The following is a 12,263-nucleotide window of genomic DNA, read 5'->3' on the forward strand; positions in this document are numbered from 1 at the left end:
CCGGCGATGATAGCGCTAACAGTTTTCCTACCCTCTAGCACCGTTTTTGTAGGTTGTCTTGTGTTTTCGGGTGCAGCTTTGCGCAAGAAATACGCCGTGCCGTGCAATACACCTGCATAATCCAGCTCTGGGAGTATGCCGCTGAGCGCAATGCAAACGGTGGGCTAATTCAGATCTTGGTTGGTCCTTTGTGTTAGGTTTAGGTGTCATATTTCAGTCGAGTGGTACCAACTACAACTTGACAATATCTCTTCGAAAAATTAACTACGCAATAATTAACATGTTAATAGAAGCGACATGACTTGCGCCCGTACAGCTGATGCGGAATGTTGAGGCAAGCCACTTCTGAAAATACTGAATTTTTCGCGACCCTTCGGGCTGCGACCATCTGGAGGACACCGCATGAGCGCGCTCAACGATAATCTGGTCAAGCTGACCGGCCATTTGGAACGCTTTCGCGAAATGGGGATACAAAACCGCATCGCGGGTGTTGATGTCGCGGGCAGCGGTGGCGTCTTTCAGACGACCTCACCCGTTGACAAATCCGTGATTTGCGATGTGGCGCATGGTACGGCTGATGACATTGATCAGGCGGCAAATGCGGCCCATGCAGCGTTTGCGGATTGGCGCGATATGCCGGCGCTTGAGCGTAAGAAAATTCTGATCAAAGTCGCCGAGGGGATTGAGGCGCGTGCGGAAGAGATCGCGCTGTGCGAGTGTTGGGACACGGGCCAAGCGTTGAAATTCATGTCCAAGGCAGCCCTGCGCGGCGCAGAGAATTTCCGCTATTTTGCGGATCAGGTTGTGCAGGCGCGTGATGGTCAGCATTTGCAGTCTCCGACGCTGATGAATGTGACATCACGCAAGCCGATTGGCCCTGTAGGCGTTATCACGCCTTGGAATACGCCGTTCATGCTGTCGACGTGGAAAATAGCGCCTGCGTTGGCAGCGGGTTGTACGGTTGTACATAAACCTGCTGAGGCATCGCCACTGACGGCGCGCCTTTTGGTTGAAATTGCCGAAGAAGCGGGCCTACCGCCCGGCGTGCTGAACACCGTGAACGGTTTTGGTGAAGGGGCAGGCAAAGCCCTTTGTGAACATCCCGCGATCAAGGCGATTGCCTTTGTTGGCGAAAGCCGCACAGGCAGTCTGATCACCAAACAGGGCGCAGACACGCTCAAGCGTAACCACCTTGAGCTTGGAGGCAAAAACCCGGTGATCGTCTTTGATGACGCCGATCTTGATCGTGCGCTCGACGCAGTGATTTTTATGATTTATTCCATCAATGGAGAACGGTGCACGTCTTCGTCGCGCCTATTGATCCAGGACACAATTCGTGAGGAGTTCGAGGCAAAGCTGGTCGCCCGTGTAAACAACATCAAGGTAGGGCATCCGCTTGATCCCAAAACCGAGATAGGGCCGCTGGTTAGCAGCGAGCATTTCGACAAGGTGACCAGCTATTTCGATATCGCCCGCTCTGATGGTGCTACCATCGCGGCAGGTGGCGAAACGGTCGGTGACGAGGGCTATTTCATTCGCCCCACGCTGTTCACAAACGCCACCAACCAGATGCGGATTGCGCAAGAGGAAATCTTTGGCCCCGTCCTGACATCCATTCCGTTCAAGACCGAGGCTGAAGCACTGCAAATGGCCAATGACACGGCTTACGGCCTGACCGGATATGTCTGGACAAATGATCTGACCCGCGCGTTGCGTTTTACCGATGCGCTTGAGGCGGGGATGATCTGGGTCAATTCCGAGAATGTGCGCCACCTGCCAACACCTTTTGGCGGGGTCAAGGCAAGCGGGATTGGCCGCGATGGCGGTGACTGGTCGTTCGAGTTTTATATGGAGCAAAAGCACGTAGGCTTTGCCACTGGCCAGCACAAGATCACCCGCCTCGGCGCACTTTGACGGAGAGAGAATATGCCTGTACCAGCCCCAAACCTTTATCCTGATTTCAACACGATCCGCCTCAGCCATGTATGCCTGAACGTGGCAAACCTTGCTGCGTCCACGACCTTCTACACCGAAATCGTCGGCCTTCAGGTCACCGACGAGAGCGATAGTCACGTCTATCTGCGCGCCATGGAGGAGCGGGGACACCACTGTATCATCCTGCAAAAATCCGACCAGCCAGGTACTGTAGAGGTGATGGGCTTCAAAACATTCGACGAGGGTGATTTGGACCGTGCGGAGGTATACTTCAAAGCGAAAGGCCGCCCGACATCATGGGTGGAACGCCCGTATCAGGGTCGCACGTTGCTAACTTCTGACAACATGGGCATCCCGCTTGAGTTCTATCACAGAATGGATCGGCTTGATCCCATTCATCAGAAATATGCGCTGTATCGCGGGGTGAAACCGCTGCGGATCGACCACTTCAACTGTTTTAGCAACGATGTTGATGCTTCTGTGGCGTTTTATAGCGACTTTGGTTTCCGCGTGACTGAATATACCGAAGATGACGAGAGCAAAAAGCTTTGGGCGGCATGGATGCACCGCAAAGGCGGCGTGCATGATATGGCGTTTACAAATGGTACAGGGCCGCGCATGCATCACGTGGCGTTTTGGGTGCCGACACCGCTTAACATCATTGATCTGCTCGATTTGATGGCGACGACTGGCTACGTGGACAACATCGAACGCGGACCGGGGCGGCACGGGATTTCCAATGCGTTCTTCCTCTATATCCTCGACCCTGACGGCCACAGGATCGAGATCTACTGCTCGGACTATCAAACTGTCGATCCTGATCTGGAACCGATCAAATGGGACCTGCAAGACCCACAGCGCCAGACCCTTTGGGGGGCTGCAGCACCCGAGAGCTGGTTCAAGCACGGCACTAAATTTGTCGGGGTAGAGACGCAGGAATCCCAAATCAAAGCCAGCCCGATTATCGCACCATGACACTCTGGCAAGATTGCGCGATCAGTACACTACAGGGAAGTCATAACGCAGGGAGTGACAGATGAATTGGGATGAATTCGCCCATTGGGGCAAGCATATTTCAGACTGGTCAGCGGAGTATCATAAAACACTGCGCGACCGTCCTGTGCGCGCGCAAACTGCTGTGGGCGAAACTGCTGCACAATTGCCTACCGCCCCACCCGAAGGGGCTGAGGCGATGGATGCGATCATGTCAGATTTCGAACGGATCGTGATGCCAGGGATCACCCACTGGCAGCACCCGCGCTTCTTTGCTTATTTCCCTGCGAATGCCGCTCCGCCGTCTATGTTGGCCGAACAGTTGGTAAATACAGTCGCTTCGCAATGCATGCTCTGGCAAACATCCCCTGCTGCGACAGAGGTGGAAGGCGTGATGGTGGATTGGTTGCGTCAGGCACTTGGGCTGGCGGAAGGGTTCACAGGCGTCATTCAGGATAGCGCATCGTCAGCGACACTCTCGGCTGTTCTGACCATGCGTGAGCGTGCGACAGGATATACGGGCAACCGTGACGGTCTGTCAGGCAAGGGGCACTTGCGCATCTATTGTTCGACCGAGGTCCATTCCTCGATTGATCGCGCCTGTTGGGTTGCAGGGATCGGGCAGGCCAATCTGGTCAAGATACCGACCACAGGGCCGATGTACGGAATGGATGCTGTGGCATTGCAAGCTGCGATCCGCGCTGACATTGCTTTGGGGCACACGCCCGCGGGCATCATCGCAATTACGGGCGGTACGGGTATTGGCGGCTCGGACAGTTTGGGCCCGATCCTCGAGGTGGCGCGGGCGCATGATCTCTATACCCACCTTGATGCCGCATGGGCCGGTTCGGCCATGATCTGCCCTGAATACCGTGATGAATTCTGGGCGGATGTGGATGGCTTTGATAGTATAGTATTCAATCCGCACAAATGGCTGGGTGCTCAGTTTGACTGTTCGGTCCAGTTCCTGCGGGATGCGGCGCCACAATTGAACACTCTCAAAATCGAGCCAGAGTACCTCAAGACGACGGGCGATGCCGTTACGAACTATTCCGAATGGACGATCCCTTTGGGCCGCCGTTTCCGTGCATTGAAGATCTGGTTTCTCATCCGGTCTTATGGGTTGGAAGGGTTGCGCCTGCGCATCCGTAATCATGTGAAATGGGCGCAAGAGCTGTGTGAGGAAATCCGCACTCTCGACGGTTTCGAGATTGTGACAGAGCCGATTCTAAGCTTGTTTTCCTTTCGGTGTGCAGGAGACGACGAGATGCAGCAGCGGCTGGTGGATGCGTTAAACGATGATGGACGTATCTATTTGACGCAGGGCGCGTTCGAGGGTCAGAAAATCATCCGCTTTCAGGTGGGGCAGTTCGATGCGACACGGGATGATGTCATGATGGCGCATAAGGTGATCAAAGAAGTTTGGGAGCAGATTAAATGAACTTTGCAACGTATTCGGCAGAGGGTGAAATGCACTATGGCGCAGTGACCGACGAAGGCATGATTGCGCTGGGGGCTGATTTTCCGCAGTGGCCCACGTTGTTTGACGCAGTGCAGGCGAACGGGTTGCCGGCACTTGGTGCTGCTGCGCAGGGCAGGGCGGTCACGCATACAGATGTGACCTATGAGATGGTATTGCCCAATGCGCGCCGCATCCTGTGTGTGGGCGTGAATTTCCCTGACCGTAACGCCGAATACAAGGATGGCAGTGAGCAGCCGAAATATATGTCGTTGTTTCCGCGTTTTGCCAGTGGATTTACAGGCCATAACCGCTCGCTGATCCGCCCGCCTGAAAACCACACGCTGGATTATGAAGGCGAGGTTGCAATCGTGATTGGCAAAGGGGGACGCCGCATTGCGCAGGCTGATGCCTATGATCACATTGCCGCACTGACTTTATGCAATGAAGGCACAATCCGCGATTGGGTTCGCCATGCTAAATTTAACGTGACCCAAGGAAAAAACTGGGACAATTCAGGTGCCATTGGCCCGTGGCTGGTGCCGTTCACAGATACCGCACAGTTGGATAACGCACGTATCATTACACGGGTAAACGGCGAGGTGCGTCAAGACGATGTGCTGAGTCGTATGATGCATCCGATCCGGCGCGAGATTGAGTATATTTCTACCTTTATGACACTTGAGCCGGGCGACATCATTGTCACAGGCACGCCGACAGGATCAGGTGCGCGTCTTGATCCGCCGCAATATCTGAAACCTGGTGACGTGGTTGAGGTCGAAGTGAATGGCATCGGCATCCTGCGCAACACGGTCGAGGATGAAATGGTATGACGCCCGAACAACACGCCCAAGCCGCTGCTGATTTGTTGAACGCCGAAAAGACAGGTAGGCAGATTGGCCTGCTCACAAAAGCCTATCCGGAAATGGAGATGGATGACGCCTATGCCATCCAGAATGCTATTTATCGTGCCAAGCTGGCTGAGGGGCGGAGTGTTGTTGGTTGGAAGATCGGACTGACCTCTAAGGCGATGCAATATGCGCTGAACATTGATATTCCCGATAGTGGAATTCTGTTCGATGATATGGTTTTTGCCCATGGCAGTATGGTACCGAAGGGGCGTTTCATCCAACCTCGTATCGAGGCTGAAATTGCCTTTGTCATGAAATCGTCAGTTGGTGGCGCGGATGTCACGCGTAACGATGTGCTGGCGGCAACCGACTATGTCGCGCCCTCAATCGAGATTTTGGATACGCGCATTTCGCGCATGGATCCAGAGACTGGCAGGACCCGCACTGTCTTCGACACCATCAGCGATAATGCCGCCAACGCAGGTATGGTGCTTGGCCAACAAAAGCACTGCGTTGATGATTTTGATTTGCGTTGGGTGGGTGCAATCACCTCGCGCAACGGTGAAGTTGAGGAAACTGGTCTGGGTGCCGGGGTACTGAACGATCCTGTTGAAAGTGTCGTATGGCTTGCCCGCCGCATGGCACAGTATGGCCAAAGCATCGAGCCGGGGCAGATCATCCTGTCGGGCAGTTTCATTCGTCCTGTAGAATGTCCTGCAGGGGCAAAGATCACTGCTGACTTTGGCGACTTTGGAAGTGTTGATATCTCTTTTGAGTAAGATGCAGTGATGAACTACAACAGGCAATGCACTTATACACTGTGTTGCTAAGCATAAGGTGCGGCTTGATTGTATGAACGCCAATACCTGCGCCACCTGCGACGCGCGGCACCTTCCTGCGCAAAGGCGCTTGAGGCGTTTCGGACTTGCTGTCACAGTCTTTCCAAGCCAGAACATCACGCAGATTCCGGCGATGGTTTGCCAATGAAAGTTTCTAAGGGAGGAACACATATGACGATCACTAAATCCATAAAGCGTTTGCTGGGCGGCGTAGCCACTGCTGCGGTGCTGGCAACCGGCGCGCATGCGCAGGAAGTGACATTGAAATTGCACCAGTTTTTGCCCGCACAAGCGAATGTGCCAAAGCTGGTACTGGACGTTTGGGCAGACCGTATCGAGGGCGCCTCTGAGGGGCGTATCAAGATCGACCGCTTTCCGTCGATGCAACTTGGTGGCAAGCCTCCCGGCCTGATGGATCAGGCGATTGATGGCGTTGCTGATGTGGTCTGGACAGTTGTGGGTTACACACCGGGCCGTTTCCCTTCAACCGAAGTCTTCGAGCTGCCCTTTATGGTGGACGATGCGCGGGCCGCGTCTTGTGCCTATTGGAAGATGTTCGAAGAGCATATGAAAGAAGACGAATTCAAGAGCGTCAAAATTCTTGGTACATGGGTACATGGTCCTGGTGTGATCCATACTGCTGATCCGGTTGAGACACCGGCCGATCTGCAAGGCATGAAAATCCGCGGCGGCTCACGGTTGGTGAACGAATTGCTGAGCCTTTCGGGTGCGACACCGGTAGGCATGCCTGTTCCTGCCATTTCCGAAGGTCTGTCCAAGGGTGTTATTGATGGCACCACGATCCCTTGGGAAGTAACAGGTGCGCTCAAAGTGCCGGAGCTGGTTGAGAACCACACAGAATTTGAAGGCCCTGCGCTTTATACGCTCACCTTCGTTCTGGCGATGAACAAGGGTGTTTATGACGGCCTTTCCGATGATCTGAAAAAGGTTGTGGATGAAAACTCGGGTCTCGATTTTTCGATCTTTGCAGGCGGTGTTATGTCTGACACGGATGGCCCGTCACGTGATCTGGCAGTAGATGCGGGAAATAATATTATCACCGTATCGGACACTACCGAATGGCAGAACCTTACCAGCCCGATCTATGATACTTGGGTCGCTGATATGCAGAGCAAAAACATTGACGGACAAGGCTTGATTGATCAGGCAAAATCCTTGATGGGCGGCGAATGCAAAGGCGCAAAATCCGAGATGTAAATGGGGTCTGCCGCAGTCTGTTAAGGGCTGCGGCGGCTTTCTTTGGGAAGGGCAGTAAATGCATAGCTTTATAGAAAAGCTGTCGCGGCTGTTTGCCGTACTGGGGGGTATTGTTCTCTCGGTTCTAATCCTACTGGTCTGCTTGTCGGTCTTGGGACGCGCGGTAAATTCGGTTTTGAACGGCGACTTTATGCAATCAACCCTACCTGGTGTCGCAAGTGCGTTGCTGGCGACAGGCGTCGGCCCGATAAACGGGGATTTTGAGTTGGTGGAGGCGGGGATGGCCTTTGCTATTTTCGCATTTTTGCCGTTGTGCCATATCAATGGTGCACATGCCTCTGTTGATATTTTTACGGCCAAGCTGCCCCGCCGTGCCAATCAAATGCTGCGCACGATCATCGAAGTTGTCTTTGCGGGCGTTCTTGTCATCATTGCGTATCAGCTTTTTCTGGGGATGCTGAGTAAACAATCGTCTGGGCAGACGACGTTTTTGCTGCAGTTTCCAATCTGGTGGGCCTACGCGCTGAGCGTTCTGGGCGCGATTGTAGCAGCCTTGGTTGCTGTTTACGTGGCTGCAGCGCGGGTGACTGAAGTGCTGACACGCACTGTGATCCTACCCGACGAGATGGGAGCAGACCATTGAGCGATATCGCGATCGGGCTTTGGTCATTTCCCGCGCTTCTTACCCTGATCTTTTTGCGCGTGCCCATCGGGTTGGCGATGTTCTTGGCGGGTATGGTTGGCCTTATGATAATCACTGGCGATGCAAGCCTTCCGCTGGCACGCCTTAAGGCGGAAACATATTCGACCTTTTCGAATTATTCTTTGTCGATTGTACCCATGTTTCTGCTGATGGGCCATTTCGCCACTTTGGGCGGGATGAGCCAGTCGTTGTTTAATGCGGCGTCCAGCTTTCTTGGACATCGAAAGGGCGGCGTTGCGATGGCCTCTGTGGGGGCCTGTGCGGGCTTCGGGGCAATTTGTGGTTCATCACTTGCCACTGCTGCCACGATGAGCCGCGTCGCGCTGCCAGAATTGAAGCGTTATGGATATGCAGGTGGGTTTTCGACGGCCACGCTGGCTGCGGGTGGTACGCTTGGAATTCTAATTCCACCGTCTGTTGTGTTGGTTATCTATGCAATCCTGACAGAGCAGAACATCGCTAAGCTGTTTCTTGCAGCGTTCATTCCCGGCATCCTTGCTGCGGCAGGATATATGATAGCGATATCTGTCTATGTGCGCATGAACCCCGGTTCTGCGGGGACACGCCCGCGTGCCCCGTATGCGGAGCGTTTCAGGGCGCTGTTTGCCGTCTGGCCCGTGCTGCTGGTGTTTCTTTCCGTCGTTGGTGGCATCTATGCGGGTATTTTCACCCCGACCGAAGGGGCCGCCGTGGGCGCATTTGGTACGGGATTTATTGCATGGCTTGCAGGTGGCCTTACCCGCACCACGCTTGCGGAGAGCTTTTACGTCACCGCGCGCGCCACTGCGATGATCTTTTTCATTGTCTTGGGGGCCGCTTTTTACAACGGCTTCCTCGCTCTCACGCAGCTGCCACAAGAGGCGGCGGCGTGGGTTGGTGGAAGCGGCTTTAACCCATGGGTCATTTTGGTCGTGATCCTTGTGTTCTATCTGTTGCTTGGCTGCCTGATGGACAGCCTTTCGATGATCTTGCTGACGATTCCGATCTTCTGGCCAGTAGTGCAAGAACTTGATTTCGCATTGGTAAGCATGGTTGATCTGCAATCTGCCCGCCTGTCTGATCTGGTGGCAAGCGGTGCTGATCTACCCGCCGCCCTATTGGCCGAGGCGCAAACGATACTCGCAAGCGGTCAGGAACTCACGCGCGAGGTCACGCGCGAGCTGGGACTGCGTGGCGTCTCTGAAGGTGTTTTGAACCGTATCAACATCGAGCGGACAGCGATCTGGTTCGGCATTCTTGTTTTGATCGTGGTCGAGGTTGGCCTGATCACACCGCCCGTGGGTATGAATCTTTTTGTTATAAATGCCATGGACCGTGAAACGCCGATGGTCGAGACCTACAAAGCGATCTTGTATTTCGTTCTTTCCGATCTGGTGCGGGTAGTGATCCTCGTGGCGTTTCCAGTGATCACGCTGATGCTGATCCCATGGTAAGCATGGCTCAGGTCGCGAGGTAGCGTGTAGCCAAATTGCGGGTTCTGGTGATGAACCTTTCGCTACGCGCGCCTGCGCCTTCCTCACCCATGCGGGACATTATCCATCCGACATAAGTTGCTGATCTGATCGCTAGGAAAAGGTCCAGTAGCGTGGGGTCAATAGCTCTCACTGATCCATATCCCGTCAGCAACGCTGTGCGCAGCTTTGGATAATCGGGCGCGCTGATATGTTTGAGCAGGGCGGTTGAAATCTCGAAAAGGCGGTAACCAAAACCGCCATCATCAAAGTCGATGAGTTGGATATTCTCTGCGTCCAGCATCACGTTCTCACCCACTAGATCGGCATGGATCAGACCATAGTCCAGATGCTTTGACTGTTTCGAAAGCGCCGCACTTGCCTTGTCTCGGAAGCGTCTAAAGAGCTGCTGGTCGTCGCGGGCAAGCTGGGGGTTCTCCCAAAAGCGGCCCCATAGGGGCGCGTCACCCAGCAGACCATCGAGATCCCAAGCGCGCCGCTCAAATGTCTCGGGTCTGTTCCAAGCATCTGACGTTTCGTGCAAACGCGCCATTGTTGCGCCGAGGTTTTCGAACAGCTTGATCCTGTCAAACGGCAATTGTCGTATTTCACTCATCATCTGGCCAGACAGCCAACTGAGGACATCTACCTGCACGCCGTCAATGATGTGGAGTACTTTTCCCGATACACTTGGGATGGGTACGGGAACGGTTATCCCGCCGTTTGCCACGACTTCCATCCATTTAAGCTCTGACCAAAGCTCTGAATTTGTGCGGTATCCTTGTCTGTGCAACCGCAGGGCCACCTGCCGGCCTTTATGATTTATCCGGAAGACAGCATTTTCACGCGCAGCAACGAGAGCATATGTCGCCCCGTCAAGCTGCCAGAAAGGCAACGCCTGTTCCACAATATCGTTCACGTGCTGAGTGGTACTGTTCCCAGTACCTCATCGAGAGTGTCGAATAATAGATCGGCATGTTCATAGCTAAAAACCATTGGCGGCCGTATTTTAAGCGTGTTCTTGTGACGCCCAAGCTTGGAGAGAATAATCCCGCGTTGGCGCATTACGTTAATCACGCGATCAGTAAACGCACTGGCAGGAGTTTTCAGATCACGGTCCAGAACCATCTCAGCACCAAAAATCAGGCCTGAACCACGCACATCCCCGATACATGCGTGTTTCGTTTTGAGCAGCTCCAGTCTTTCGCGGGCATAGTCCCCAACCGACTTTGCATGTGTGACAAGGTCACGTTCCTGTATTTCTTGTAGAACGGCCATTGCTGCAGCACTCGAGACGGGGTTGCCGCCGAAAGTGTTGAAATAGCGATAGCCTTCGCGGAAAGCGGTGACAATTTCCATCCGTGTTACGAGGCCCCCAACAGGATGCCCGTTTGCCATCGGTTTGCCCAACGTCACGATATCAGGGATCACGCCCATTTTCTCATATGCCCATAGGTGCGACCCTGTGCGACCAAATCCTGATTGAACTTCGTCACAAATGAGCAATCCACCAGCCGCGCGGACAACATCCGCGGCGGGTTTCAGCCATCCATCTGGATTGTCGGGAAAGCCCTCGTTCAGGAAATAGGGGCAGACCACAAGTGCAGCAAAACCTGTCTCAGAGGCCTCAAGTGCGGCAATCTGTGCTTTTACATTCTGTGCGAACTTAGTGCCGTCCGGATCGGGATTACGGTAGCTGTCCGGCGCGTCAACGAACCGAAAGTAGTCGCCTAATCCAAAACCTACAGTGGGTATGTTGGATCGGCTAAGTTGGCTGACCAATGAAGTATTGCCGTGATAGGTCGCGTCGGTTGCGATGATGCCGCGCTTTTTGGTTATCGCTTCGGCCATCCGTAAGGCGATGTCATTTGCCTCTGATCCTGTGCACGTCATGATTGCGGTACTCAGCGTGGCGTCCATCGTCGCGGTCAGCGCTTCGATATAATCAAGAATACCATCGTGTAGATATCGCGTGTGGGTGTTCAGTGTGCTCGCTTGATGACAGATCGCTTGAACCACGCGTGGATTGCAATGGCCAACATGTGGAACATTATTGTAGCAATCTAGATACTTGCGGCCTTCGGCATCCCATAGCCAGACATCTTCACCCCGCACAAAATGTACAGGGTCATCGTAAAACGTAGCAACATTGGGGCCCATTAACCTCGCGCGGTCCTGAATGAGGTCTGAGGTGCTGCGCGGCATGACTTTATGTTCCTAATGAGAAATTTTTGAAACCAGTGCGAAGTTCGCTTCTTGTCAGAAGCGGCAAGTGGGAAAAGGTGTGGCACACAGAAATTACCAACGCAAATTGTTAGGTGTGCTGAGCTACTTCACATTTTGTTGGACAGGATCTTGCGTAATTTGAGCTATTCTTTGGACTAACTGATCGGGGTCGGCTGGCTCAATTTTTCTGTCAGTAGACCACAGCGGGTGGCTTGCCGCCAAGGGCAGGATGCGGACGCTTGTGGTTGCGGAACGTAGTCCACTTCCTGACGCCTTCTTTTAGCTTCTGCTCATCGACTTCCAGTGCATTCCGGCTGCCTCGCATGAACACACCGGATGCGCCCTCAGGCCATGCACGTTTTCCATTGATGGATCATCGCCGCCGTTCGTGGTTGTACATATGCAGAGACTACAGGTTGCTTGGGTTTCTGGAGTAAATGCACAAGCCGGTTGCCTGATGCAATTTGGCACGGTGCACGATCACGGTCACGCATCGCTTTGGTATAGATTTTTAGAATAACTATATCTGTTCGATATACTGGGATTTCGTATCCGGATCACAGAAGTTCAGACGTGTAAGCCACCCTT

The 12,263-nt window shown here is 53.7% G+C and carries 10 protein-coding genes; 8 read left to right on the top strand and 2 right to left on the bottom strand.

Going from position 1 to position 12,263, the window contains the following annotated elements; translation table 11 throughout:
* Nucleotides 1-402: 402 nt before the first annotated feature.
* The 8 genes from hpaE to Q0903_RS16900 all read left to right on the top strand — a co-directional run bounded on the left by hpaE (nucleotide 403) and on the right by Q0903_RS16900 (nucleotide 9,431).
* Complete coding sequence (gene hpaE / locus Q0903_RS16865) at nucleotides 403-1,914, top strand: 5-carboxymethyl-2-hydroxymuconate semialdehyde dehydrogenase (RefSeq protein ID WP_299417257.1); 1,512 nt, start codon at nucleotides 403-405, stop codon at nucleotides 1,912-1,914.
* A 12-nt stretch (nucleotides 1,915-1,926) separates the two neighbouring features.
* The gene (gene hpaD, locus Q0903_RS16870; protein WP_299417259.1) at nucleotides 1,927-2,910 is read left to right on the top strand and encodes a 3,4-dihydroxyphenylacetate 2,3-dioxygenase; all 984 of its coding nucleotides are present in this window, start codon (nucleotides 1,927-1,929) and stop codon (nucleotides 2,908-2,910) included.
* A 61-nt stretch (nucleotides 2,911-2,971) separates the two neighbouring features.
* The gene (locus Q0903_RS16875; RefSeq protein WP_299417261.1) at nucleotides 2,972-4,369 is read left to right on the top strand and encodes a pyridoxal-dependent decarboxylase; all 1,398 of its coding nucleotides are present in this window, start codon (nucleotides 2,972-2,974) and stop codon (nucleotides 4,367-4,369) included.
* Nucleotides 4,366-5,220, top strand: a complete 855-nt coding sequence (locus Q0903_RS16880) for a fumarylacetoacetate hydrolase family protein (RefSeq protein WP_299417263.1) — start codon at nucleotides 4,366-4,368, stop codon at nucleotides 5,218-5,220. Before Q0903_RS16875 ends, Q0903_RS16880 begins: the two co-directional genes overlap by 4 nt.
* The gene (hpaH, locus tag Q0903_RS16885; RefSeq protein WP_299417265.1) at nucleotides 5,217-6,017 is read left to right on the top strand and encodes a 2-oxo-hept-4-ene-1,7-dioate hydratase; all 801 of its coding nucleotides are present in this window, start codon (nucleotides 5,217-5,219) and stop codon (nucleotides 6,015-6,017) included. The genes Q0903_RS16880 and hpaH overlap by 4 nt, the downstream gene beginning before the upstream one ends.
* A 231-nt stretch (nucleotides 6,018-6,248) precedes the next feature.
* Nucleotides 6,249-7,295, top strand: a complete 1,047-nt coding sequence (locus Q0903_RS16890) for a TRAP transporter substrate-binding protein (RefSeq protein WP_299030889.1) — start codon at nucleotides 6,249-6,251, stop codon at nucleotides 7,293-7,295.
* Nucleotides 7,296-7,353: 58 nt separating this feature from the next.
* Nucleotides 7,354-7,938, top strand: a complete 585-nt coding sequence (locus tag Q0903_RS16895; protein WP_299417268.1) for a TRAP transporter small permease — start codon at nucleotides 7,354-7,356, stop codon at nucleotides 7,936-7,938.
* Complete coding sequence (locus Q0903_RS16900; protein WP_299417270.1) at nucleotides 7,935-9,431, top strand: TRAP transporter large permease; 1,497 nt, start codon at nucleotides 7,935-7,937, stop codon at nucleotides 9,429-9,431. The genes Q0903_RS16895 and Q0903_RS16900 overlap by 4 nt, the downstream gene beginning before the upstream one ends.
* Before the next feature lie 7 nt (nucleotides 9,432-9,438).
* Here Q0903_RS16900 and Q0903_RS16905 read toward each other — a convergent pair whose 3' ends face one another.
* Together Q0903_RS16905 and Q0903_RS16910 are read right to left on the bottom strand one after the other, a co-directional pair.
* A complete protein-coding gene (locus Q0903_RS16905) occupies nucleotides 9,439-10,368 on the bottom strand; it encodes a phosphotransferase (RefSeq protein ID WP_299417272.1) in 930 nt (309 codons plus the stop codon).
* Nucleotides 10,365-11,654 carry an aminotransferase class III-fold pyridoxal phosphate-dependent enzyme gene (locus Q0903_RS16910; protein WP_299030885.1) on the bottom strand — a complete coding sequence of 430 codons (1,290 nt, stop codon included), beginning with the start codon at nucleotides 11,652-11,654 and terminating at the stop codon, nucleotides 10,365-10,367. Before Q0903_RS16910 ends, Q0903_RS16905 begins: the two co-directional genes overlap by 4 nt.
* Nucleotides 11,655-12,263 lie beyond the last annotated feature (609 nt).

The sequence above is a fragment of the uncultured Sulfitobacter sp. genome, from assembly GCF_947502895.1.
Taxonomy (GTDB): domain Bacteria; phylum Pseudomonadota; class Alphaproteobacteria; order Rhodobacterales; family Rhodobacteraceae; genus Sulfitobacter.

What these genes read in the sequence shown, in the direction of transcription:
- Q0903_RS16910 (WP_299030885.1), bottom strand. Translation starts at nt 11,654, where the DNA reads ATGCCGCGCAGCACCTCAGACCTCATTCAGGACCGCGCGAGGTTAATG.
- Q0903_RS16880 (WP_299417263.1), top strand. Translation starts at nt 4,366, where the DNA reads ATGAACTTTGCAACGTATTCGGCAGAGGGTGAAATGCACTATGGCGCA.
- Q0903_RS16895 (WP_299417268.1), top strand. Translation starts at nt 7,354, where the DNA reads ATGCATAGCTTTATAGAAAAGCTGTCGCGGCTGTTTGCCGTACTGGGG.
- hpaE (WP_299417257.1), top strand. Translation starts at nt 403, where the DNA reads ATGAGCGCGCTCAACGATAATCTGGTCAAGCTGACCGGCCATTTGGAA.
- Q0903_RS16890 (WP_299030889.1), top strand. Translation starts at nt 6,249, where the DNA reads ATGACGATCACTAAATCCATAAAGCGTTTGCTGGGCGGCGTAGCCACT.
- Q0903_RS16875 (WP_299417261.1), top strand. Translation starts at nt 2,972, where the DNA reads ATGAATTGGGATGAATTCGCCCATTGGGGCAAGCATATTTCAGACTGG.
- hpaD (WP_299417259.1), top strand. Translation starts at nt 1,927, where the DNA reads ATGCCTGTACCAGCCCCAAACCTTTATCCTGATTTCAACACGATCCGC.
- hpaH (WP_299417265.1), top strand. Translation starts at nt 5,217, where the DNA reads ATGACGCCCGAACAACACGCCCAAGCCGCTGCTGATTTGTTGAACGCC.